The 23,511-nt window shown below is 74.1% G+C and carries 18 protein-coding genes and 1 pseudogene; 12 read left to right on the top strand and 7 right to left on the bottom strand.

Annotated features, from left to right (window positions below):
* Positions 1-34 precede the first annotated feature (34 nt).
* From CLV70_RS40260 to CLV70_RS01430, 3 genes are all read right to left on the bottom strand, one after another.
* Entirely contained in the window at positions 35-1,675 is a 1,641-nt protein-coding gene (locus CLV70_RS40260; protein WP_211303596.1) for a serine/threonine-protein kinase, read from the bottom strand.
* Between the two features lie 447 nt (positions 1,676-2,122).
* A complete protein-coding gene (locus CLV70_RS01435) occupies positions 2,123-3,088 on the bottom strand; it encodes a sensor histidine kinase (RefSeq protein WP_106124472.1) in 966 nt (321 codons plus the stop codon).
* A complete protein-coding gene (locus CLV70_RS01430; protein WP_245907950.1) occupies positions 3,085-3,870 on the bottom strand; it encodes an MEDS domain-containing protein in 786 nt (261 codons plus the stop codon). Before CLV70_RS01430 ends, CLV70_RS01435 begins: the two co-directional genes overlap by 4 nt.
* A gap of 290 nt (positions 3,871-4,160) precedes the next feature.
* Between CLV70_RS01430 and CLV70_RS39545 the strand changes: the two genes are divergently transcribed.
* The 5 genes and pseudogenes from CLV70_RS39545 (at position 4,161) to CLV70_RS01410 (ending at position 10,632) form a co-directional block, all read left to right on the top strand.
* A complete protein-coding gene (locus CLV70_RS39545; RefSeq protein ID WP_158277675.1) occupies positions 4,161-4,934 on the top strand; it encodes a hypothetical protein in 774 nt (257 codons plus the stop codon).
* Between the two features lie 15 nt (positions 4,935-4,949).
* A pseudogene (locus CLV70_RS41960) lies at positions 4,950-5,522 on the top strand (ATP-binding protein); the annotation flags it as partial.
* Between the two features lie 446 nt (positions 5,523-5,968).
* Positions 5,969-7,855 (top strand): helix-turn-helix domain-containing protein, encoded by a 1,887-nt coding sequence (locus CLV70_RS01420; protein WP_245907949.1) that lies wholly within the window; start codon positions 5,969-5,971, stop codon positions 7,853-7,855.
* 89 nt (positions 7,856-7,944) lie between these two features.
* Complete coding sequence (locus CLV70_RS01415; protein WP_245907948.1) at positions 7,945-10,176, top strand: M4 family metallopeptidase; 2,232 nt, start codon at positions 7,945-7,947, stop codon at positions 10,174-10,176.
* A gap of 210 nt (positions 10,177-10,386) precedes the next feature.
* Positions 10,387-10,632: a hypothetical protein gene (locus CLV70_RS01410; RefSeq protein WP_106124469.1), complete on the top strand. Its 246-nt coding sequence runs from the start codon at positions 10,387-10,389 to the stop codon at positions 10,630-10,632.
* 69 nt (positions 10,633-10,701) lie between these two features.
* Here the strand turns inward: CLV70_RS01410 and CLV70_RS01405 are convergent, their stop codons facing one another.
* Positions 10,702-11,709 carry a TerC/Alx family metal homeostasis membrane protein gene (locus CLV70_RS01405; RefSeq protein WP_106124468.1) on the bottom strand — a complete coding sequence of 336 codons (1,008 nt, stop codon included), beginning with the start codon at positions 11,707-11,709 and terminating at the stop codon, positions 10,702-10,704.
* A gap of 92 nt (positions 11,710-11,801) precedes the next feature.
* Positions 11,802-12,569 carry a dioxygenase family protein gene (locus CLV70_RS01400; protein ID WP_211303595.1) on the bottom strand — a complete coding sequence of 256 codons (768 nt, stop codon included), beginning with the start codon at positions 12,567-12,569 and terminating at the stop codon, positions 11,802-11,804.
* A 354-nt stretch (positions 12,570-12,923) separates the two neighbouring features.
* On the opposite strand from CLV70_RS01400, the gene CLV70_RS01395 reads away from it, so the two are divergent.
* From CLV70_RS01395 to CLV70_RS01385, 3 genes are read left to right on the top strand one after another with little or no spacing between them, the layout of a single operon-like run.
* Positions 12,924-13,571 (top strand): GOLPH3/VPS74 family protein, encoded by a 648-nt coding sequence (locus CLV70_RS01395; RefSeq protein ID WP_106124467.1) that lies wholly within the window; start codon positions 12,924-12,926, stop codon positions 13,569-13,571.
* A gap of 29 nt (positions 13,572-13,600) precedes the next feature.
* Complete coding sequence (locus CLV70_RS01390; protein ID WP_106124466.1) at positions 13,601-15,088, top strand: APC family permease; 1,488 nt, start codon at positions 13,601-13,603, stop codon at positions 15,086-15,088.
* Complete coding sequence (locus tag CLV70_RS01385; RefSeq protein WP_106124465.1) at positions 15,085-15,666, top strand: GNAT family N-acetyltransferase; 582 nt, start codon at positions 15,085-15,087, stop codon at positions 15,664-15,666. The genes CLV70_RS01390 and CLV70_RS01385 overlap by 4 nt, the downstream gene beginning before the upstream one ends.
* A gap of 45 nt (positions 15,667-15,711) precedes the next feature.
* On the opposite strand, the gene CLV70_RS01380 is transcribed toward CLV70_RS01385, so the two are convergent.
* Positions 15,712-17,997: a hypothetical protein gene (locus tag CLV70_RS01380; protein WP_106124464.1), complete on the bottom strand. Its 2,286-nt coding sequence runs from the start codon at positions 17,995-17,997 to the stop codon at positions 15,712-15,714.
* 57 nt (positions 17,998-18,054) lie between these two features.
* A complete protein-coding gene (locus tag CLV70_RS01375; RefSeq protein WP_245907947.1) occupies positions 18,055-18,819 on the bottom strand; it encodes a GntR family transcriptional regulator in 765 nt (254 codons plus the stop codon).
* Between the two features lie 138 nt (positions 18,820-18,957).
* Here CLV70_RS01375 and iolC point away from each other — a divergent pair, with 138 nt between their 5' ends.
* The 4 genes from iolC to iolD are packed head-to-tail and all read left to right on the top strand — an operon-like array spanning position 18,958 to position 23,499.
* The gene (gene iolC, locus CLV70_RS01370; RefSeq protein WP_106124463.1) at positions 18,958-19,908 is read left to right on the top strand and encodes a 5-dehydro-2-deoxygluconokinase; all 951 of its coding nucleotides are present in this window, start codon (positions 18,958-18,960) and stop codon (positions 19,906-19,908) included.
* The gene (locus CLV70_RS01365) at positions 19,905-20,774 is read left to right on the top strand and encodes a Cgl0159 family (beta/alpha)8-fold protein (RefSeq protein WP_106124462.1); all 870 of its coding nucleotides are present in this window, start codon (positions 19,905-19,907) and stop codon (positions 20,772-20,774) included. Before iolC ends, CLV70_RS01365 begins: the two co-directional genes overlap by 4 nt.
* Positions 20,771-21,649 (top strand): 5-deoxy-glucuronate isomerase, encoded by an 879-nt coding sequence (gene iolB, locus CLV70_RS01360; protein WP_106124461.1) that lies wholly within the window; start codon positions 20,771-20,773, stop codon positions 21,647-21,649. The genes CLV70_RS01365 and iolB overlap by 4 nt, the downstream gene beginning before the upstream one ends.
* Entirely contained in the window at positions 21,646-23,499 is a 1,854-nt protein-coding gene (gene iolD, locus CLV70_RS01355) for a 3D-(3,5/4)-trihydroxycyclohexane-1,2-dione acylhydrolase (decyclizing) (RefSeq protein ID WP_106124460.1), read from the top strand. Before iolB ends, iolD begins: the two co-directional genes overlap by 4 nt.
* Positions 23,500-23,511 lie beyond the last annotated feature (12 nt).

Here is a 23,511-nt window from a genome sequence, read left to right as displayed (position 1 = left end):
CCGCCGGACGTACTTCCTTCCCGATGGGCGGCTCCTACTTCGCGGCCGGGCGGAATGCCGAGCCGGTCGTCTCGCCGGTGTCCGACCCGGCGATGCAGAGCAGCACCCATCCGCCGTCCACCTGCAACGGCCAGGCGTCGCGGCGCCACCCGGCCGTGGCTTCCGGATCCCTGCTGCGCCCGGCCATCACCGCGGCCGAACACGCCGCCGCCACGTCGCGGCGACCCATCAACCCGTCCTGGCGTACGCCGTCGGCGCCGGACGGCATGGGCAGCGCCGCGAAGGTCTCCCAGTAGTGGTCCTCGCCGCACCCGCGCTCCCCGGGCGGCGCCGCCTTGCCGCTGATCGCCACCGTGCCGTCCCAGCAGGCGGCGGAGGTGGGACAGAGCCCGGCACCGCAGGCCGCGAACCCCCGGGGGACCGCGTTCTTCCCGCCGGCACCGGCTGCGGTGGTCAGTCCCGGGCCGCGTGGCGCGTTCCCGCGTGGGCTGTCGTCGTCGCCGGTGGCCCACCAGGCACCGAACGCGCCGAGGCCGAGCAGCACTACCGCCACCGCCGCGGCGGCCACGGTCCGGCGCCGCTTCGCCGCCTGCCGGGCATCGTCGCGCGCCGGCCGGCCGGCCGGGTGGGCGGCGTGGTCTGCCGGCGGTGCGGGCGGGTGGGCGGCGTGACCCGCCGGCGGTCCGGCCGGTTGAGCGCCGTGGTCTACCGGCGGTCCGGGCGGGTGGGCGGCGTGGCCTGCCGGCGGTCCGGGTGGGTGGGCGGCGTGGTCTGCCGGCGGTGCGGGCAGGTCGGCGCGCTCGCGTGGCGGCCTTGCGGGCGGGTGGGCGTCGTGGGGTGCCGGGTCGGCGGGGTGGGGGATCGCGGTCGCGGCGGTGCGGGCGGCTGAGGCCAGGGCCGCCGCGGAGGGCCAGCGGTCCGCCGGGTCCGGGGCCAGCGACCGCTCGACCACCGCCAGCACCTCGCCCGGCAGGTCCCCGGCGAGGGTGCGCGGCGCGCCCTGGACCCGCTGCAGCGCCACCGCGTAGGGGTTGTCGCCGGTGAAGGGGCGATGACCCGCGAGACATTCGTACGCCGTGAGCCCCAGCGAGTACAGATCGCTGAGCGGGGTGGCGGGCCGCCCCAGCACCTGCTCGGGCGCCAGGTACGTCGGGGTGCCGAGGACCGCCCCGGGCGTCGTCAGCGCGGTGGCGCCGTCGATCCGGGCGATGCCGAAGTCGGAGATGAGCAGGGTGCCGTCGCGGCGTACGAGAAGGTTGGCGGGCTTGATGTCCCGATGCACGATGCCGCGGTCGTGCACGGCCCGCAGCCCCTCGGCCGCCTGGGCGACCAGGAGCATGGTCTGCGCCGCGGTGAGCCGGCCGTGGCGGGTGAGAAGCTGCGCGAGCGACTCCCCGTCGACGTACTCCATGACCAGGAAGGGGGCGCCGTCGCTGGTGCCGTAGTCATGGATCGAGGCGACCGCCGGATGGTTGACGCCGGCCATGGCCTTCGCCTCGGTCAGGAACCGCCTGGCGAACCCCGGATCGGCGGCCACCGACGCCAGCATGACCTTGACGGCGACGACCCGGCCGAGCACCTCGTCGGTGGCTCGCCACACCTCACCCATCCCGCCGGCGCCGATCCGCACGTCGAGCCGGTAGCGGTCGCCGAGTCGCTGGCCTGGCTGCAGCACCCGCGCATCATGCCACGCCCCCGGCGCCCGGCCGCCCGGGGCTTGCGCCGCGGGACCCGCCCGGCGAACCGCACCCGGCCGGCAAGCCCGACCCCGGCCGCCGGGCGCGTCCGGGCCGCCGATCCGGATGCCGCGCCGGCATGACCGCCCGCCGAGTCCGATGACGCGCGGGTCCGGTGATCGCGGGCCTGACGACTTGCCGGGCTGACGACTTGCCGGGCGGCTTGGCCGGGCGGGCGGTTTGCTGGGGCGGCTTGGCCGGGCGGGCGGTGTCCCGGGCGGGCGGTGTCCCGGGCGGGCGGTGTCCCGGGCGGGCGGCTTGCTGGGCGGGTGGCTTGCGGGGCGGGTGGCTTGCTGGCCGTGACCGGGAGCGACGCGCACCGGCATGGCCGTCGCGAAGCCTGCCGGGGCCGGCGGCCGGCGGCGACGGGCAGGGGATGGCCGGTGTCAGGCGGCGGGGACGGCGGGGTTGCCGGCGATCATGCGGATCGTCCAGCCGCGGTCGTCGGGGGCCGCGGCGACGTGGTTGCAGGCCTGGTGGGTGATCCAGAGGCCGCGGCCGCCGGTTGCCGAGTCGGTGGCCGGGAGGAGGCCCGCGAACGGGTTCTTGGGGCCCGGGCCGGCGTCGGTGACGGTGACCACGATGCGGTCGTCGCCGCCCCAGACGCGGAGGCTCACCGGGTCGCGGCCGTAGCGGACGGCGTTGGTGACCGTTTCGCTGACCGCGACCACCAGGTCGTCGACCTCCGCCGCCGGGAGCCGGCCGCGATCCGCCGCGTGGATGGCCCGGCGGGCCTCGCCGGGGGTCGGGCCGGCGAGGGTCACCGTGGGCGGGCCGGCCTGGAGCGGGTCCGGGACCGGCGGGCGGGGCTCGCTCAGGTAGGTGCGGGGTTCCGTGTACGCCGGGCTGACCCGGTGCCCGCCGCCGGGGAGGGCGAAGCGCGGATGCGTACGGGCGACGTCGGCCAGCACTCCGGGCGGCGTGGTCCGCGAGTCGTACGCGCACATGCTCCACAGCGGGAAGTCGTCGTACGCGTGGTTGATGGCCGCCTCGTAGCGCGCCCACCAGTCCCACGTGTTGCCGAACGCCTTCGCCGGCATCTCGCCGATGATCCGGATCTGGGCCGCTCCCGCCGCGACGTGCCGGGCGAGGAGCCGGCGATAGGAGCGGATCGTCGCGCTGGGGCGGGCGTACGCGTCGCCGCCGGACAGGAACTCCACGCCGGAGCCGGCCGGCAGCGCGGCACGGACCAGCCCCGCCGTGCGCTCGCCGAACGCCACGACGGTGGGTTCGCCCGCCTCGACGCCGCCGAGCAGGAACGGCACGGTGACGGCCAGGAGCTCGTCGTCGGTGGCGTACTGCAACGCCGCGTGGAAGTAGCCGTGGTGCCCGGCCGCCGCGCCCGTCCTCATCCGGCCCGCTCCACGCGCAGGCTGGGCAGGTCGAGCAGCTCGGCGAGGTGCGCGGCGCTGAACAGCCGGGTGCGCAGGACGGCGGTGAGGCCGCGGCGGCGGGCGTACGCGTCGAGGTCGAGCAGGGAGTTGTGGTCGATGAACGTCAGGCCGGTCGCGTCGATGACGAGCTCGCCGGCCGCCGGCGACGGTTCGGCGCGGTCGAGGGCCAGCGCGAGCAGCGAGCGGCTGGCGTCGTCCAGCTCGCCGGCCAGCCCCGCGTCGGCCACCTCGGCCGGGGTGGCGTACAGCCGGAACTGGGCGTCGGACTCGGGGTGCAGGCAGGCCAGCTCGTCGCACGCCGCCACGCCGAGCGCCCGGCGGTCGTAGCCGCACAGGGCGGAGAACGGGTGGTCGCGCATGTACCGGTCGACGCGGTGCTCGTAGCGGGCGAACGCGTCGAGCTGCGCGGCGGTGCGCACCAGCGGTGTGGCGTCGGCGGCGACCCGCAACCCGGTGCGGCCCTCCGCCAGGGCGCGTTCGGTCACGGCCGCGTACGCCGCGACGCCCTCATCCGGGTCGACGACCCCGTCGAGCCGATAGTGGTCACCGAGCGTGATCAGCTCCGGCTGGAACTCCCAGCCGCTCGGCGGTGTGGCGGCGATGTACCAGACCCGTTCCCCGGCGGCGAGCCCCTCGGCGAGGAAGTCGTGCGCGGCCGTCTCGAAGGCGGCCGGGTCGTCGTAGGAGAGGCAACGGTGACCCCACGGCGCGGGCGCCGGTGCGCTGGTCATCCTGCTCATTCCCCGAGCATAGTGCGTGTGCGGACGGTCGTCCGCCGAGGAGCCACCCGTCCGGGGCGGCGAGCTTGCGGGCGGCGCCCGGGCCCCAGGAGCCCGGGGCGTAGGTCTCCCATCCTTGACCCGCCGGGCAGGGACCGGCCACCCGGCGTCCCGTGCGCCCCGCGAAAAGAATCGAAATTAATCCGTCCGAAATTGAACCGCGGAATTTCGTCCCCGGGATGAACCTTGTCGTGCCCCGGTCCCGTATCGACTCCCGAACGCACATTGATGAGCGACGACGAGGAGTGGTGATGAGGCTGCGTCAGCGACGGGGTACCGGAGTCAATCGCAAGGCGATCGGTGCCGCGGTATTCGCCGGGGTGCTGGTGGCCGGCGGCATCACCGGCCTGCAGTTCGCCTCCGCCGGCGAGCAGACGAAGGCCGCGGAGATCGTGGTGGTGGACGGCCAGAACTTCGACATCGCCGGCTGCGAGAAGCTCGAGATCGACGCGGGCGCGGTCATCTGCGACGGCGAGAAATTGCAGCCGGAACAGCAGATGGGCGCCAACGAGGCGGCCGCCGCCTCGGCGCAGGCACTCGAGGAATCGTGCGACCAGTTCGCGATCGACCAGGCCGCCGCCGCGGGGGAGGCCGCCGGGGACGCGGGCAAGGAAGAGGCGGGGAACGCCGGGAAGGAAGAGGCCGGTGCCGGCGGGAAGGCCGCGGCCGAGCCGAAGTCCAAGCGCGTCAAGCGGGCCATCGCGAAGCGGTGGGCCAAGAAGATGGGCGAGGGCGAGGAGCGGGGCGCGGGCAAGGCCGGCGACAAGGGCGCGGCCGGCGCCGGGGAGCAGGGCGACGAGGCCGGGCAGGGCAACGCCGAGGACCTCGACGCCGCGGTGATCACCGCGCGCGAGGGCCTGCTGGCCGCGTGCCTGACGCTCGCCGACGCCAAGGCCGCCGCGGGTGCGGACGCCGGTGACAACGCCGGTGCGGACGAGGCCGGTGCGGACGACAACGCCGGCGCCGAGGAGCAGGGCGCCGACGCGGGTGCCGGCAAGGACAAGGGCAGCAAGTCGCAGGACTGATCCCGGGCGGGTCAGGTGGCGCGGTCCTGGGCGAGGGCCGCGCCACCACCGTGTCCGGGAACGGATACATTCACAAGTGTTGATGGAAACCGGAAGGTTTCCTTAGGCTGGGACCCCGATCAGCTCTCACCGGGGGAGACGGCCCTGGACACCGGCGCGCGGCCCGCGGCGGCCACCCTGTTCGGCAGGGGGCCGCTGCTCGCTGCCGTGGAGGCGCGGCTCGCCGCCGGCGGCGGGGTGGCGTTGCACGGTCCCGAGGGGATCGGCAGGTCGGCGCTGCTCGACGCGGTGGCCGCCACGGCCGCGGCGCGGGGCGAGCTGGTGGTGCGGTCGCGGCCGGCGGCGGCCGAGCGCTCGCTGCCGTACGCGGGCATCGCCGACCTGGTCGCGCAGCTGCCGCCGGACGCCGTCGCCGCCCTGCCCCCGGCGCACCGGGCCGCGCTCGCGCAGCTCCGGCGGGGTGTGGGCCCGCGCTCCGGCGCCCCGGCACAGGTGCGCCGCCTGGTGCTGCCCGGACTGCTCGCGCACTGCGCCCGCAACCAGCCCGTTCTGCTGCTCCTCGACGACGTGCAGTGGCTCGACGCCGAGTCGGCCGACCTGATCGGCTTCGCGATGCGCCGGCGCCCGGGACCGCGGGTCCGCGTGGTCGCGGCCCAGTTCCTCCCCGGCGGGACGGGACGGCACCGGGCGGCGCGGCTGTGCCCGGCGCCGGTCGCCGATCTGCTGGTGCCGCCGTTGCGCCCGGACGATCTGGCGGCGCTGCTGGAGGCGCGCGGGCTGTCCTGCCGTACGGCCGCCGGCCTGCACGAGGCCAGCGATGGCAACCCGTACCTGGCGCTGGCGCTGGGCTCGGTGGTGCCGGGGCCGGTGTGGCGGCCGGCGCCGCTGCCGGGGTCCGTACGCGCCCTGCTGCGCCGCCGCCTCGCCGCGCTGCCCGCCGCGGTGACCGGAACCCTGCTGGTCGCCGCGCTGGCCACCGAGCCGACCGTGACCGTGCTCGTCCGCGCCGGCCACGAGGACGCGGAGCGCGACCTGTGGCTCGCCGCGGAGCCGGGATCGTGGCGCGCGACGGCGAGGCGGTCCGTTTCACGCCGCCCGCGCTGGCCGCCGTGCTGGCCGAGGACGCGGGGGCCGCCCGCCGTGCCGGGGTCCACGACGTGCTGGCGAACACCGCGCTGGACGAGACGGTCGCGGTGCGGCACCGCGCCCTGCGCAGCGGCCGGCCGGACGCCGACGTGGCGCGCGACCTCGTCGAGGCGGCCGGGCGGGCGTTGCGGCGTGGCGCCGGGCGTACAGCCGCCGAGCTGTACCTGCTCGCCGCCGACCGCTGTCCCCGCAGCCTCGCGGCACAGCGCTTCGCCTGGCTGGTCACCGCCGCGGGGACCGCGGCCACCGCGGGCGTCCCGGCGATCGCGGGCCGCGCCGCCGAGGCGGTGCTGGCCGCCGCCGACGCCCCGCCCGCCCACCGGGTCCGCGCCCGGCTGGTGCTGCTCGACCTCGCCGGTCAGGCGCTGGCCGACATGGGGGAGATGTTCGCGGGGGCGCTCGCCGACGCGGGCGAGGACCCGGCTCTGCTGGCGCCGGTGCGGCTGCGGCTCACCTGGGCCGCGATGATCGCCGGGGACGCCGGGACCGCCGCCGTCTGCGCCGCCGACGCGGCCGCCGGTGCCCGTACGGCCGGTGACCCGGCGACCGAGGCGATGGCCCTCAGCGCGCTCGCGCAGGTGCAGCGCCTGCGCGGCGAGCCGGAGTGGGCCGGCACCCTGCGGCGGGCGCTGTCCCTGCCGGCGCCGCAGGTGCCCGGGTGGCTGCACCTGAGCCCGCGCTACCTGGCGGCCCGCTTCGCCATGGTCGACGACCGGCTGGACGAGGCCCGCGCCGAGCTGCTCGCCCTGCTCGCCGTCGCCGGGCGCGACCGGACCGGCGAGGCCCTGGTCGAGGTGCTGCGCAGCCTGTCCGAGGTGGCCACCCGGGCGGGCCGCTGCCGCGAGGCGCTGCGGTACGCCCACCGCGCCGTCACCGCCGCCCAGCACGCCGGCCTCAGCCCCGGCCCCACCTGGTACACGGCCGCCGTCGCCGAGCTCGCGGGAGGCAGCCTCGCCGCCGCGTCCGGTTACGCCGCGCGGGGCGTACGTGCGTCCGAGCAGGAGGGCGACAGCCTCTACCTGTGCCGGAACCTGCACGCCCTCGGCCAGGCGCAGCTGCGCGCCGGCGACACCCGGGCGGGGGTGGCCACCCTGCGCCGGTTGCGCGACCTCGGCACCGTCGCCGCCGACCCGATGATCGTGCGCTGGCAGGGCGATCTCGCGGGCGGGCTGGCCGCGCTCGGGGAACACGAGGAGGCGGCCGCGGCGCTCGACGGCTACCGCGGCTCCCTGACCGCGGCCTCGAGCGAAGGCGCGCACCTCGACCGGGCCACCGCGGTGGTGCTCTCGGAGCAGGGGAGGGCCGATTCGGCGGTGGCGTTGTCGGCCGCGGCGGCGCGGTACTTCGCCGGGGTGCGCCAGCCGCTGGAGGAGGCTCACGCGCTGCTCGTGCAGGGCGGGGCCGAGCGGCGCCGGCGGCGGTACGCGGCCGCCCGGCTCGCCCTCGGCGCGGCGCTCACCCTCTTCCTCGCCGCGGACGCCAAGCCGTGGGCCGAGCAGGCGCAACGGGCGCTGGCGCGTACGGAAGGAACCGCCGCACCCCCGTCCGACCTGGGCCTGACCTCCACCGAGGCCCGCATCGCGGGGCTCGTGCGCGACGGGGCGAGCAACCGGGAGATCGCCACCCGGCTGTTCCTCAGCGTCAAGACCGTCGAGGCGACCCTGACCCGGGTCTACCGCAAGCTGGGCGTGCGCTCGTGCACCCAGCTGTCCCAGCGGCTGGGCGCGGCACCGACAAGGGTTTTCCCTGATTCGGTGACCGTCGTCGATGCATAGCGTCACTGCTCAGTCAGCCTGGTGCGTCCCGACCCCGGGACAGCGCGCCCAGGCCTCGCCCGGACCGGGTCGAGAGAAGGAGTACGAGCGTGGGACGTAGAAAACTCATCTCGGCCTCGGCGGCGCTCGCCGCCGGCGCCGCGCTGACCCTGGCCGCGTCGCCGGCCTCGGCGCAACCCCAGGCCCCCAGCCCCGCACCCGCACCGGCGGCCCTGGCGGCGTCGTCCGCCGACCGGCTCGTCGGCAGCGCCGGCACGGCGTCGCTGCTGCGTCGCGCCGACGGCGACACGCTCCGGCGCACCGGCGTCGTCCAGGGCACGCGCGGGCTGCAGTACGTGACGTACGCCCGTGCCTTCAAGGGCCTGGACGTGGTCGGCGGCGACGTGGTGGTCACCACGGACGCCGCGGGCGCGGTCAAGGACACCGCGGTCGCGCAGAGCGCCCCGATCGCCGTCGGCACCGCCGCCACGGTCACCGCCGGGCAGGCCGCCCGGACCGCGCGGGCCCGGCTGGCCACGGTGGACTCCGCCACCACGCCCGAGCTCAAGGTGCTCGCCTGGGGCACCCCGAAGCTGGTCTACGAGGCCGTCGTGGAGGGGCGTACGGCCCAGGGCAGGCCGAGCAACCTGCACGTCTTCGTCGACGCGCACACCGGCACGGTGGCCGACCAGGTCGACTACGTCCGCGAGGGTACGGGCAACGGCTACTACTACGGCAACGTCAGCATCACCACGTCCGGCTCCGGCTCCTCGTACTCGATGACCGACACCACCCGCCCCGGCCTCAAGTGCGGCGGGCAGAACGGCAGCGCGTACACCGGCACCGACGACGCCTGGGGCAACGGCTCGGGTACCAACCTCGAGACCGCCTGCGTCGACGCGATGTGGGGCGCCCAGCGCGAGATCGACATGCTCGGTGCCTGGTTCAACCGCGGCAGCATCAACGGCAACGGCAACAACCCGCCGATCCGGGTGGGGCTCAACGACGTCAACGCGTACTGGAACGGCTCGTACGTCAACTTCGGCCACAGCCAGGACAACGCCCGCCAGGCCACCCCGATCGACGTGGTGGGTCACGAGCTCGGCCACGCGGTCTTCCAGTTCACCCCGGGCGGCGCCGGCAGCGGCAACGAGAACGGCGGCATCAACGAGGCCACCGGCGACATCTTCGGCGCGCTGACCGAGGCGTACGCGAACAGCCCCCTGGACCCGCCGGACTACAGCGTCGGCGAGGAGGTGGACCTGGTCGGTGACGGCCCGATCCGCTACATGTACAACCCCTCGCTGGCCGGCGACCCGAACTGCTGGTCGACCTCGATCCCGTCGACCGAGGTGCACGCCGCGGCCGGCCCGCTGAACCACTGGTTCTACCTGGTCGCCGAGGGCTCGGCGCCGACCAACGGCCAGCCCGCGAGCCCGACCTGCAACTCGTCGTCGGTCGCCGGCATCTCCATCCGCAAGGCCGGCGAGATCTACTACAACGCGATGCAGGCCAAGACCTCGACCTGGAAGTACGCCAACATCCGTACGGCCACCCTGAACGCGGCGAAGAACCTCTACCCGAACAGCTGCACCGAGTTCAACACGGTGAAGGCGGCGTGGAACGCGATCAGCGTGCCGGCGCAGAGCGGCGAGGCGACCTGCACCGGCGGCGGCAACCCGGCCGACGACTTCTCGATCGCGGCGTCGCCCGCGGCCGGCAGCGTCGCCCCGACCCTCTCGGCCACCACCACGATCACCACCGCCACCACGGCGGGCTCGGCGCAGACCGTCGCGCTCAGCGCCTCGGGGCTGCCCAGCGGGGCCACGGCGACCTTCAGCCCGGCCTCGGTGACCTCCGGCTCGTCGTCGACGCTGACCATCTCGACGACGGTGCAGACGCCGGGCGGCACCTACCCGGTGACCGTCACGGGGACCGGTTCGGCGACGCGCACCACCACGTACACGCTGACTGTGACCGGCACCGGGCCGGGCAACTGCATCGGGACCAACCCGGACGACGTGTCCATCCCGGACGCGGGGTCCGCGGTGACCAGCACGGTCACCATCGGCAGCTGCGGGCGCAACGCCTCGGCGACGTCCACGGTCACGGTGGACATCGTCCACACGTACCGCGGCGACCTGGTGATCGACCTGGTCGCGCCGGACGGCTCGGCGTACCGGTTGAAGAACAGCAGCAGCTCGGACAGCGCGGACAACGTCAAGACCACGTACACCGTCAACCTGTCCGGCGAGGCGGGCAACGGGGCCTGGAAGCTCCAGGTCAGGGACGTGTACAGCCAGGACACCGGCTACCTCAACAGCTGGACGCTCAGCCTCTGAGATTTTGCTCCGCTGTGGTGCAAAACACCGGGGCGCCCTGACCAGCCAATAGGCAACGGAGAGTGACCCGGGCTACAGCATTTCGGTGGCCCGGGTCACTCTTGCACCGAATGTTTTACCTGGTTGATTTGTTGCAGTAGTCCGGAGCCAGGAACCTGGTAGGCGGGAGCTACGAGGCTTCCGCCATCACTTTCCGTAAGGAGACGGACGATGCCCCTCAAGAACAGGATCCAGGACGTACGCGTGAACCTGTCGAACCGTCGCGTGCAGCGGCGGGCGCACCGGCAGCTGAGCGCCGAGCTCGCGGCCTTCCGCACCCCGGCCGAGCGCGCCGAGCTCGACCTCATCCTCGGCCGGCACGACGAGGCCGAGACGGCGCAGATCCGCGCGATCCTCAACCACCAGGACTACGAACGCCAGCGCACGCGCGCCGGTGCCGGCGGTTATCCCGCCTGACGGTGCCACCCCCGGACGCGAAAGACCCCGGCAGCGTCGCCGGGGTCTTTCCGTGTCCTGGGTGAAGGCTCAGTGGTCGGCGTGGTCGTCCTGCGCGGAGCGGGCCCGCAGGCTGCCGGCGTGTGCCTTGGCGGACGGATCGCTGCGGGTCTTCAGCAGGCTCGCCACCGTGGTGACCACCAGCACGACCAGGATGACGCCCAGCGAGACCGGCGTGCTGATCTGCGGCGCGTCGTGCCACACGTCCTCGTGCAGCCAGTGCAGCACCAGCTTGACGCCGATGAAGGCGAGGATCAGCGACAGCCCGGTGGACAGGTAGACCAGGCGGTCCAGCAGGCCCTTCACCAGGAAGAACAGCGCGCGGAGGCCGAGCAGCGCGAACGCGTTGGCGACGAAGACGATGTACGCCTCCTCGGTCACGCCGAACACCGCCGGGATCGAGTCGAGCGCGAACAGCAGGTCGGTGCTGCCGATGGCGATCAGGGTGATGAACAGCGGCGTCGCCATCCGCCGCCCGCCGATGCGGGTGAACAGCTTGCCGCCGTCGTACTCGTCGGTCACCGGGAACAGCCGCTTGCTGGCCTTGACCAGGGCGTTGTCGTCGACGCTCGGATCCTCCTCGCGGTGCCGGAAGAGCTGCACCGCCGTGTAGATCAGGAGCAGGCCGAAGATCAGGAACATGAACGAGAAGAGCGACAGCAGCGTCGCGCCGAGCGCAATGAAGATGACCCGCAGCACCAGCGCGATGATGATGCCGAAGGTGAGCACCTCCTGCTGGTACTTCTCCGGCACGGCGAAGGTGCTCATGATGATCACGAAAACGAAGAGGTTGTCGACGGACAGGCTCTTCTCGACGATGTACCCGGCGAAGTATTCGGTGCCGTAGTCCCACCCGGCGATCTGGGCGAAGACGACACCGAAGGCGAGGGCCACGGCGATGTAGAAGACCGACCAGGCGGCGGCCTCACGGAACCCGACCCGGTGCGGGCGCAGCACGCCGAGGGTCAGGTCGAGGGCGAGCAGGGCGACGATGACCGCGATGGTCAGCGTCCAGCCGAGCGCGGTGACCTCCAGCATCAGGGTGAAACCTCCGGACGTCGTGGCAGGGGTGGTGGGCGGAATGTACCCACAAGGGTCCCTGGTCAGACTGGGAGAATCCTGAGCACCGCTCAGCCCGCCACGAAAGAGCGCTTCGCGAGGCCCATCCAGAAGCCGTCGATCGGCTGTTCGGGGTGCCGCTCGGGGTCCCCGGAGGCGCCCAGCGCCAGGAACATCGGGGCGAAGTGCTCGATCGTGGGATGCGCGTACGGCATGCCGGGCGCCCGCGTGCGGAACTCGGCCAGCTCGTCCACCGCGCCCCGGGCCAGCACCTCGGCCGCCCAGGCGTCGAACTCGCGCGACCACCCGGGTGCCGCCGCGTCGGTGCGCCAGTCGCGCAGGAACGGCAGGCCGTGGGTGGTGAAGCCGGAGCCGATGATCAGCACGCCCTCCTCGCGCAGCGGGGCGAGCCGGCGGCCCAGCGCCAGCAGGCGGTCGGGCTCGAGGGTGGGCAGGGACATCTGCAGCACCGGGATGTCGGCGTCCGGGTACATCACGGTCAGTGGCACGTAGGCGCCGTGGTCGAGCCCGCGGTCGGTCCGCGCGACGTGCTCGTCGTCGGGCATGAGCTTCTCGACGCGCGACGCGAGCTCCGGCGCGCCGGGCGCGCGGTACTGCACCTCGTAGTAGCGCCGGGCGAAGCCGCCGAAGTCGTAGACCAGCGGGACCGTCCCGGTGGCGCCGAGCATCAGCGGGGCGGACTCCCAGTGGGCCGAGGCCACCAGGATCGCCTTCGGGCGGGGCAGGCCGGCGGCGAGATCCTTCAGCTGGGCGACCCAGGCGGGGTCGTCGACCAGCGGCGGGGCGCCGTGGCTGAGGAAGAGCGCGGGCATGGTCATGATCGCCTCCGTTGACGCTTCAACTATCTGGCCCCCACCGTACGGCGATTTACTTGATACGTCAACTAAATGGGCCCCTCGGAACGCCTCCGGACCACGGGCAGGTGACGATCCTGTTAAATACCTTCCCCGGGCCTGTCGGAAAACGGCAGCTCAGCTCGCTTGTGCAGGATGCATCGAAGCTTGGGCCACTCTGGACATTGCGCGGGGTAGTCGTGCGCTGGCAAGCTACGCGGTGTTGTCCGTACGCCGCTCCCCGTAACTACCGGCGGCTGCTCCGCCCGCTCCGTACCGCTTCCCGTGACTGCCGGTCACCACGACCGGTGGTCATTCCGTCATGCCCGAGGGGATTCCGTGTCGTCATCGCAGCTCCCGCTCGCCGACGACCTGTATCTCGCCGCGCACGACTCGGCGCGCGGCCGCTGCCTGCTCACCCCGGCCACCCAGGGCCTCGGGCTCGCCGCCGCGCTGCTCGCCGAGCTCGTCCTCTGGCGCCGCCTCGATCTGCGCGACAACCACGTCGTGGTGATCGACGATCAACCCACCCCGGACCCGGCCACCGCCGCCGTCCTGGGCCAGCTCCTGCGCGAGCCGCACCACCGCCGCATCCGCGACTGGATCTCCTTCCTCGCCACCGGGGTCGCCACCGACCTGGTCGAGCGCCGCCTGGCCCGCTCGGGCCTCGTGCAGCGCAAGGAGAAGCGCGGCCTGCTCGGCACCAAGGTGCGGTTCGTGCCCGCCGACACGTCCTCCGCCGGCTGGCCCGGCACCCGGATCCGCATCTCCGCCACCCGGGGCGAGCTGCTGGACACCTCCGACCTCGTGCTGACCGGGCTGGTGCTCGCCACCGGCCTCGACCAGCACGTCCTGGACACGCTCGAGGCCCACGAGCGCGAGCACCTGTTCGACCAGCTGCGCCGGCGTCTGCCGCCCATGCTGCAGCACCTCGTCGGCCACGCAGAGGCCGCCGTGGGTGACGCCGTGATGGCCCGACGGGCCTGACCACCCCCCTCCCCACCTGGAGACCCCCCTTGCCCGCAACCACCACCCCCGCCAGACCCAGCCAGCTCTCGACCGCCCTGGCCCGCGACCGCCTCGGCGTCGCCTCGGTCGTCTTCTTCGTGATGTCCGCCGCCGCGCCGCTCACCGTGGTCGCCGGCGTCGTGCCCACCGGCCTCGCCGTCACCGGGCTCACCGCCATCTCCGTCGCGTTCCTCGCCGTCGCCGTGGTGCTCGCGATCTTCGCCGTCGGCTACGTCGCCATGGCGCGGCACATCGCCAACGCCGGCGCCTTCTACGCGTACGTCGCGCAGGGGCTCGGCCGGCCCTTCGGCGTGGGCGCCGCCTGGGTGGCGCTGCTCGCGTACAACAGCTTCCAGCTCGCCTCGTACGGCGGCTTCGGGGCGATCGCCGCCCCGCTGTTCGCCGACTGGTTCGGCGTCGACCTCCAGTGGTGGACCATCGCGCTGGTGGCCTGGGCGCTGGTGGCCGTGCTCGGCGTCCGCGACGTCGCGGTCAACGGCAAGGTCCTCGCCACCCTGCTCGTGGCCGAGATCATCCTGGTGGCCGTGTTCAGCGTCGCCGACCTGTTCGCACCGACCTTCGAGGCGTCCGCCGCGCCGGTCGACGCGGGCAGCCTCGTCGGTGCCGGGGCGGGCGCGCTGCTGGTCATGGCGGTCACCGGCTTCGTCGGCTTCGAGCAGTCCGTGGTCTTCAGCGAGGAGTCCCGCGACCCGCGCCGTACCGTGCCCCGGGCCACCTACATCGCGGTCGCGCTGATCGCCGTCCTCTACGCCTTCTCGTCCTGGGCGATGATCTCCGCGGCCGGTGGCCAGGCGGTGGAACGGGCCGGCACCGAGGGCCCGGAGCTCTTCTTCAACCTCGCCTCGGACCGGCTCGGCGGCGCCGCCCTGCACCTGGGCCACGCGCTGTTCCTCACCTCGCTGATCGCGGCGATGATCTCGTTCCACAACATCATCGCCCGGTACGCCTTCTCGCTCGGGCGCGAGGGCGTGCTGCCGCGGGCGTTCGGGCGTACGGTGCCGGGCACGGGCGCGCCCAAGAACGGCTCGCTGGCCCAGTCGGCGCTCGGCCTGATCGCGATCCTGGTGTACGCGATCATGGGCTGGGACCCGCTGGTGCAGCTGTTCTTCTGGGGTGGCACCACCGGCGGCATCGGCGTCCTGCTGCTCATCACGGTCACGTCCGTGGCGGTGATCGGCTACTTCGCCCGCAACCCCTCCGGCGAGGACGCCTGGCACCGCCTCGGCGCCCCGGCGATCGGCACGGTGCTGCTGCTGGTGATGACGTACCTGGCGCTGACCAACATCGCCACGCTCTTCGGCGTCGAGCCCGGCTCGGAGCCCACCTGGGTCGTGCCGCTCGCGTACGGCGTCCTGACCGTCACCGGCGTCGGCTGGGCGCTGATCCTGCGGCGCACGCGTCCCGTCGTGTATGAGGGCATCGGCCTCGGCGCCCGTTCCGCCGGCACCTTCTCGTTCTCGGAGGCCACCAAGTGACCGCGATCCGCCCCGCCGCCGCCGGCGAGATCCCGGCCGTCGGCCGCCTCATCGCCGAGTCCTTCGACCACCTGCCGCAGAACCGCTCGCTGGTGCCGGACGAGACGGACCGGCTCCCGGTCATGACGGACTACTTCACGTTCCTGTCGGCGTCGGCGCCCGAGGGCGGCAAGATCGACGTCATCGAGGGCCCGTCCGGCGAGCTGGTCGCCGCGGCGGTCTGGTTCGACCGTACGCGCGAACAGCCCGAGATCCCCGCGTACGAGCAGCGGCTCGGCGTCCTGGCCGGCCGCTACCTGCCGCACTTCCAGGCGCTCGACGAGGTCTTCGACAAGCATCACCCGGAGGAGCCGCACTGGCACCTCGCGTTCCTGGCGGTCCGGCCCGGGCTGCAGAGCGCCGGGCTCGGCAGCGCGCTGATGCGGCACACCCACGACCGGCTGGGCGTCCCCGCGTACCTCGAGGCGACCAACGACGACAACATCCGCCTGTACGAGCGGCACGGCTACACCCGGATGTCCCCGTTCGACATCCGGCTCCCGGACGACACGCCGTTCTTCCGGATGTGGCGCCCCTGATCGGGCGGCGGGACGCGGGTCACGGCCCGCGTCCCGCCGCCCGGTTCACCCCGTACCGACGACCGCGTCCTGCGGTGCCGTCCGGACGGAGGCGAGCCGCAACCGCTTGACCTCGCGTACGGTCGCGGCCCAGTGCGGATCGTCCGGGTAGGACGAGTGGCCCAGGGTCGGCGGATCGGCGATGTCGCCGGTCGGCCGGGCGAAGACCGGGTCGACGAGCGACCGGTCGACGACCGCCGCGCCGTCGCCCAGGACCGCGCCACCGATCGGGTCGCTGGGCCGGTAGAGGTTGCGCCACGGCCACCGCTCGCGCTCCTCTGCCGGGCTGCCCACCAGGAACGACCCGGCCCGCTCCAGCGCTTCCGGCCCGAAGTACGCGGGGAAGAACCGCGCGTAGAGCCGGCGCAGCGGGGAGCCGTACGTCAGCAACCCCACCGACGCGCTCTGCTCGTACGTGAGCTGCATGACCACCGCGGCGCCGAGCACCGTGCCCTGGGAGTGGCAGGACAGCAGCACGTGCCGCCCGTCCCGGCGCAGCACGTCGATCCGCTTGATGAGCTGGGGCACGGCCCGCTCGGCGTAACACGGCGGCGCCAGCGGATGGGCCGCGCGCGGCCAGAAGGTGCCCAGGTCCCAGACGACGCCGACGAGCCGCCGGGTGCCGGCGTTGCGGAACGCCTGCCGGCCGACGTAGACGAGCGCGGCGGCGAACAGGCCGATCAGCCAGTCGCCGACGTTCGCCATGCCGCCGAGCCACCTCGTGTCGGTGGTCGCCGTCCGGTCGATCCAGTACCCGGCGAAGGCGCTTGCGGCCAGCAGCAGCGTGATGCCGACGAACCAGCCGGTCACCTTGCGGGTCGTCTCGTCCAGCGTCGCCGTGGCCCACTGCCGGGCGATCGCCGTCGCCCGTCGCGGGTCCGCGGCGGCCTCCGGATACGTCTCGCGGACCAGCGGCAGCATCATCCGGCCGGCGCCGCGGCGCAGCGCCACGTACCCGATCGGGGCCAGCACCGCGGCGGTCACCGCGACCAGCAGCGCCAGCGCGGCGACCCAGAAGTACGGCATGGGCGTCACCAGCGGATCGATGCCCTGGTCGCGGGGCATCGGCTTGCCGAGCACGTGCGCCACGGCGAGCACCAGGGCGGAGGCGTACGCGCCGGACAGCGCCGAGGCGAACAGCATCAGGACGGCGGTGGCGTACCCGCGCCAGGCGGGCGGGCAGTCCGTGGGCCGCTTCTCCGCCCGCTTCATCGCCCGCAACAGGGCGATCATCACGATCAGGAACACCGCCTGCGCGGTGATGTTCAGGTGCACGGCCGCGGACAGCCAGGGCAGCGTCGTGCGCGGCGCCCCGGGCGTGGTCACCGGCGCCGGGCCGGCGAAGGACAGCCAGGCCAGCGCCGCGGCCAGCAATGTGGCGGTGAGCCAGGGGAGCGCGGTGACGACGGCGGACAACGCGTCGTCGCGGCCGTTCCTGCCCGCCTCCGGCCGGTCGGACATGATCGGCAGGCAGGCGAGCACCACGCTCGTCACGCCGAGGACGCCCAGCGCGGTCAGCAGCGCCGAGCCGGCCGTCCACCCCGCCGCGAACGGCGCCAGCGCCAGCACGCCGACCAGCGACAGGGCGGCCATCACGTGCACCGCGCGCAGCAGGCGTACCGGCTTGCTGCTGTTCCACATCCGCCGGTTCTCCAGCGGCGAGCAGTGCCCCGAGCGCAGCGGCTCCGGGTCGACCTTCGTCTCCTCGGTGCTCGCCCAGGTCTTGTTCGCCAGCCACCAGAGCAGCGCGATCACGGCCACCGGCAGCAGCGTGGTCACCGCGATGCGCCGGCCGGGCGTCGCCAGCCACGGCCAGGACAGCCACCCCACCCACGCCGAGCTGCACGAGCGCCCGCCGTCCGGGCGTACGCACTGCCAGCCGGCGAAGTCGGCGGACACGTTCACGGTCGCCAGCACCAGCGTCACGGTGATCGTGAGCGCGAACAGCCGCTGCACCGCCTCGGCGACGCTCTGCCGCAGCCCGGGCCGGTCCACCGGCCGGGCGTAGAAGGCGACGTTGGCCAGCAGGAACGGCAGGAGCAGCAGCCACAGCGCCCGCACCTTGCTGCCGGCGGTCAGCCCGCCCCAGGAGTACGCCTCCAGCACCTGTTCCCCGTTGTCCTCCACCACCGGGTCGGTCTCCCACACCCGGCGGTAGAAGCCGCTCGCGGCGTCCCCGGACACCCGCCGTACGGTCGGGTGCTCGAGCATCCGCTCCGGTGGCGTCCCCGAGACGCCGTGCACGCGGAGCTCGGTCCACTCCGCGGGTTCGTTCCGTACCCATCCCGCCATGGCGCTGGTCTACCACCCGGGGCCGCCACGCACAGTCACCCAACCGACGTATCAGCCTCAACCCGCGGTGAGGTTGAGCTCGAAGCTGTAGCGGCTGGCCCGGTAGACGTGCGCGCCGTACTCCAGCGCGCGCCCGCTGACGTCCCAGGCCGTACGCGTCATCGTCAGCAGGGAGGCGCCGCGCCGCTCCCGCAGGACCCGCGCCTCGGCCGCGCCGGCCGCGCGGGCGCCGATGACCTGGGTCGCCGTCCGGGGCTGGTAGCCCGCCCGGCGCAGCAGCTCGTAGAGGCCGTGCGCGGCGAGGTCGGGCGCCTCGAGGTGAAGCAGGCCGAGCGGGATCGCGTTGTGCATGAGCGCCAGCGGTTCGCCGTTCGCGTGGCGCAGGCGTTCGATCCAGGTGACCTCGGTGCCGGGGGAGAGCTCCAGCGCCCCGGCTACCTCCGGGGGCGCCGGGACGACCTTCAGCGCCAGCACCTCCGTGCGCGGCTCGCGGTCGGTGCTGACCAGGTCGTCGTAGAGGCTGGACAGCTCGACCGGCCGGCGGACCTTGGGGTGCACCACCTGGGTGCCGACGCCGCGCTTGCGCACCAGCATGCCGCGCTCGACGAGGTACTGGATCGCGCGGCGGGTGGTGGGGCGGGAGACGCCGAGCCGCTCGGCCAGGTCGACCTCGTTCTCGATCCGGGCCCCCACGCCGATCTCGCCGGCCTCGATCAGCTCCTGGAGGCGGGTGGCGACCTGGAAATACAGCGGTACGGGGCTGCTCCTGTCCACCTCCACCGGGCGGACCGGCGTGCGCGGGGCGGAGAGATCGCGGGCCACGGAACCCCCATGCGGCGTCGTCGGCAAGTCAGTTTGTCAGGACAAAGTATTGACGTGGAAGCACCCACGTTATTACATCGAAACGAACCGTGGTACCCGGGGGCCGCCGGCTCCGACCGCTCTCCGTCAGGGGGCCGCATGCCCGCGGACGATGTACTGACAATGGGACGTACGGGCGTAGACCTGTATCCACAACAGTCCGGGGTGTCGCTGCGCGAGGTCCGGGCGTTCTCGAAGTTCCTCGGCGGCAGTCCCACCAACGTCGCCGTGGCCGCGGCGCGCTACGGACGGCGCACCGCCATCGTCACGCGCACCGGCGACGACCCCTTCGGCGCCTACGTCCACGACGCGTTGCGCGGGTTCGGGGTGGACGACCGCTACGTCAGCGCGGTGCCCGGGCTGCCCACGCCGGTCACCTTCTGCGAGCTCTTCCCGCCCGACGACTTCCCGCTCTACTTCTACCGCCACCCGAAGGCGCCCGACCTGGAGATCGCCGCCGCGGAGCTGGACCTGGACGCCGTGCGCGGCGCCGCGATCCTCTGGGTCACCGGCACCGGGCTCTGTCAGGAGCCGTCACGGACGGCGACGCTGACCGCCCTGCGCGAACGGGCCCGGTCCGGCATCACCGTCCTCGATCTCGACTACCGGCCGATGTTCTGGGAGTCGCGCGAGGAGGCGCGGCACTGGGTCCGGGAGGCGTTGCCGTACGCGAGCGTCGCGGTCGGCAACCTCGACGAGTGCCGCACGGCCGTCGGGACCGGCGAGCCGCGCAGGGCCGCCGCCGCCCTGCACGACCTCGGCGTCGAGCTGGCCGTCATCAAACGCGGGCCGGACGGGGTGCTCGCCTCCCGCGGCGGCGAGGAGGCCGAGGCGCCGCCCCTCGCCGTCGACGTGGTGAACGGGCTGGGCGCGGGCGACGCCTTCGGCGGCGCGCTCTGCCACGGCCTGCTCGCGGGCTGGGACCTCGGCCGGATCCTGCGCTTCGGCAACGCCGCCGGGGCCCTCGTGGCGTCCCGGCTCGCCTGCGCCGACGCCATGCCGACCGAGGACGAGGTCCGGGAGCTGCTCACCTCCGGGAGGCGGCCGTGACTGACGTGCGGGACCTCGTCGCCGCCCGGGTGGACCGGCCGTACGCGATCGCCTCCGCCGCCGAGCGCCGCCGCAGGCCGGCGTCCTGGCGCGGGGAGCACGGCCGCCTGATGGTCATCGCCGCCGACCACCCGGCCCGGGGCGTGCTGCGCGCCGGCGCCGACCCGCTGGCCATGGGCGACCGGGCCGGCCTGCTGCGCCGCCTGCGCACCGCGCTCGCCCGGCCCGGCGTCAACGGCGTGCTCGGCACCCCGGACATCCTCGAGGACCTGCTGCTGCTCGGCGCGCTGGACGACAAGGTGGTCATCGGGTCGATGAACCGCGGCGGGCTGGCCGGCACCAGCTTCGAGATCGACGACCGGTTCACCGCGTACGACGGGGACACCATCGCCGCGGCGGGCTTCGAGGGCGGCAAGATGCTGCTGCGCATCGACCCGGCCGACCCGCACACCGCCGCCACGCTGGAGAGCTGCGCGCGGGCCGTCTCCGGCCTGGCGCGGCGGGGGCTGATGGCCATGGTCGAGCCGTTCATCGCGGACCGCGACGGCGGGCGGGTCCGCAACGACCTCGGCCCCGAGGCGATGGTCCGGGCCATGACGGTGGCCGCCGGGCTGGGCACGACCTCGGCGTACACGTGGCTCAAGGTGCCCGTCGTCGAGGACATGGACAGGGTGATGGCCGCGACCACGCTGCCGGCCCTGGTCCTGGGCGGCGAGGTCGACGACGACCCCGGCGCCGCGTACGCCCGCTGGGCCGGGGCCCTGACCCTGCCGACCGTGCAGGGGCTGGTGATCGGCCGCAGCCTGCTCTACCCGCCGGGCGGGGACGTGGCGGGCGCGGTCGACCGGGCGGTGAGCCTGCTGTGAGCCACGTCCTGCGCCGGGGCGAGGCCGGCTCCCCGCCCTTCGAGGTCCTCGTCACGCCCGAGCGCGCCGGCTGGGGTCACAGCGGCCTGCGGGTGCTCGACCTGACGATCGGGCAGCGGGTCAGCTTCACCACCGGCGGCGACGAGATGATCGTCCTGCCGCTGGCCGGCGGCTGCGACGTCACCTGCGACGACGAGCGGGTCACGCTGACCGGGCGGCGGTCGGTGTTCACCCGGGTCACCGACTTCGCGTACCTGCCGGCCGGGTCCGCCGTGACGATCCGCGCGGGCAACGGCGGCCGGTTCGCGCTGCCCTCGGCCCGCGCCGGGCGGCGGCTGCCGTTCCGCTACGGGCCGGCCGAGGAGGTGCCCGTCGAGCTGCGCGGCGCCGGCCCGGCCAGCCGCCAGGTCAACAACTTCTGTACGCCGGAGTCGTTCGAGGCCGACCGGCTCATCGCCGTGGAGGTGCTCACGCCGGGCGGGAACTGGTCGTCGTACCCGCCGCACAAGCACGACGAGGCGGGCGCGGGGGAGACCGTCCTGGAGGAGATCTACTACTTCGAGGTGGCCCGGTCGCCGTCGGGGGTGGCCGGTGCGGGGTACCAGCGCGTGTACGGCCACCCGGGGCACGACATCGACGTGTGCGCCGAGGTGCGCGGCGGCGACGTGGTGCTCATCCCGTACGGATGGCACGGCCCCTCGATGGCCGCGCCGGGCTACGACCTGTACTACCTCAACGTCATGGCCGGGGCGGGGGAGCGCCGCTGGCTGTTCTCCGACGACCCCGCGTACGCCTGGGTCCGCGGCACCTGGGAGCACCAGGACCCCGACCCCCGGCTCCCGCTGACGTCCACCAGGGAGAGGACCCGATCGTGAGGCTGACCGTCGCCCAGGCCGTCGTGCGGTTCCTGGCGAACCAGTGGACCGAGCGCGACGGCGCCGAGCAGCGCGCGATCGCCGGCACGTTCGGCATCTTCGGGCACGGCAACGTCGCCGGGATCGGACAGGCCCTGCTCCAGGCGCAGCGCACGGGCGAGGCGGCGATGCCGTACCACCTCGCCCGCAACGAGCAGGCCATGGTGCACGCCGCGGCCGGCTACGCGAGGATGCGGGACCGCCTCTCCGCGATGGCGTGCACCGCCTCGATCGGTCCCGGCTCCACCAACATGCTCACCGGCGCCGCGCTCGCCACGGTCAACCGCCTGCCGGTGCTGCTGCTGCCCAGCGACGTCTTCGCCACCCGGGTGGCGTCCCCGGTGCTCCAGGAGCTGGAGGATCCCCGCTCGGCGGACGTCTCGGTCAACGACGCGTTCCGGCCGCTGTCGCGCTTCTTCGACCGGATCTGGCGGCCCGAGCAGCTGCCGTCCGCGCTGCTGTCCGCGATGCGCGTGCTCTTCGACCCGGCCGAGACCGGCGCGGTCACCCTGTGCCTGCCGCAGGACGTGCAGGCCGAGGCGTACGACTTCCCGGACGAGCTGTTCGCCCGGCGGGTCTGGCACGTCGCCCGGCCGGTGCCGGAGCCCGCCGCCCTGGCCCGCGCGGCCGGGGTGATCCGCGGCGCGCGCCGTCCGCTGCTCATCGCGGGCGGGGGAGCCGTCTACTCCGGGGCGTCGGCCGCGCTCGACGCGTTCGCCCGGGCCACCGGCATCCCGGTGGCCGACACCCAGGCGGGCAGGGGCGCGCTGCGCTGGGACCACCCGTGCGCGGTCGGCGGCGCCGGCGCGACCGGCACCCCGGTCGCCAACCGGCTCGCCCGCGAGGCCGACGTCGTGATCGGCGTCGGCACCCGCTACAGCGACTTCACCACGGCCTCGCACACCGCGTTCGCCGACCCGGGCGTACGGTTCGTGAACCTGAACGTCGCCGCCTTCGACGCGCACAAGCAGGCCGCCACCGCGCTCGTCGCCGACGCCCGGGAGGGGCTGACGGCGCTCACGGAGGCGCTGGCCGGCACGCGGTTCACCCTCGGCCACGCGGCGGACGTGGCGCGGTGGCAGGGGCAGGTCGAGCGGTCGTACCACCTCGGCCACGGGCCGCTGCCCGCCCAGAGCGAGGTCATCGGCGCGGTCAACGACGCCTGCGGCGAACGCGACGTGGTGGTGCAGGCCGCCGGGAGCATGCCGGGCGACCTGCACCTGCTCTGGCGCGCCCGGGACCCGAAGCAGTACCACGTCGAGTACGGCTACTCCTGCATGGGCTTCGAGATCGCCGGCGCCCTCGGGATCAAGATGGCCGACCCCACCCGCGAGGTGTACGCGCTGGTCGGCGACGGCTCGTACCTGATGATGGCGCAGGAGATCGTCACCGCCGTCGCCGAGGGCGTCAAGCTCGTCGTCGTCCTGGTGCAGAACCACGGCTTCGCCTCGATCGGCGCGCTCTCGGAGTCGCTCGGCTCGCAGCGATTCGGTACGAGCTACCGCTACCGCGGCGACGACGACGATTACGACGGCGGCTACCTGCCCGTCGACCTCGCCGCCAACGCCGAGAGCCTGGGCGCCGCGGTGATCCGCTGCCGGACGATCGCCGACCTGACCGAGGGCCTCAAGCGGGCCCGCGACGCCGACCGGCTCACCGTGGTGCACATCGAGACCGACCCGCGCTCGCCCGTCCCCTCCTCGGAGTCGTGGTGGGACGTGCCCGTCGCCGAGGTGTCCGCGCTGGACAGCACCCGCGGCGCCCGTGCCGCGTACGAGGCCGCCAAGCGTGGCCAGCGCCCGTACCTCTGAGTGAGGAGAACG

The organism is Pseudosporangium ferrugineum (genome assembly GCF_003002065.1).
Classification (GTDB): domain Bacteria; phylum Actinomycetota; class Actinomycetes; order Mycobacteriales; family Micromonosporaceae; genus Actinoplanes; species Actinoplanes ferrugineus_A.
The sequence above is the reverse complement of the archived record's forward strand: the minus strand, read 5'-3'. Positions and strand labels throughout refer to the sequence as shown.

Coding starts and splice junctions, on each gene's coding strand:
- CLV70_RS01430 (WP_245907950.1), bottom strand. CDS start 3,870: ATGAGCAGGATGACCAGCGCACCGGCGCCCGCGCCGTGGGGTCACCGT.
- CLV70_RS39545 (WP_158277675.1), top strand. CDS start 4,161: ATGAGGCTGCGTCAGCGACGGGGTACCGGAGTCAATCGCAAGGCGATC.
- CLV70_RS01435 (WP_106124472.1), bottom strand. CDS start 3,088: ATGAGGACGGGCGCGGCGGCCGGGCACCACGGCTACTTCCACGCGGCG.
- CLV70_RS01410 (WP_106124469.1), top strand. CDS start 10,387: ATGCCCCTCAAGAACAGGATCCAGGACGTACGCGTGAACCTGTCGAAC.
- CLV70_RS01380 (WP_106124464.1), bottom strand. CDS start 17,997: ATGGCGGGATGGGTACGGAACGAACCCGCGGAGTGGACCGAGCTCCGC.
- CLV70_RS01405 (WP_106124468.1), bottom strand. CDS start 11,709: ATGCTGGAGGTCACCGCGCTCGGCTGGACGCTGACCATCGCGGTCATC.
- iolC (WP_106124463.1), top strand. CDS start 18,958: ATGCCCGCGGACGATGTACTGACAATGGGACGTACGGGCGTAGACCTG.
- CLV70_RS01400 (WP_211303595.1), bottom strand. CDS start 12,569: ATGACCATGCCCGCGCTCTTCCTCAGCCACGGCGCCCCGCCGCTGGTC.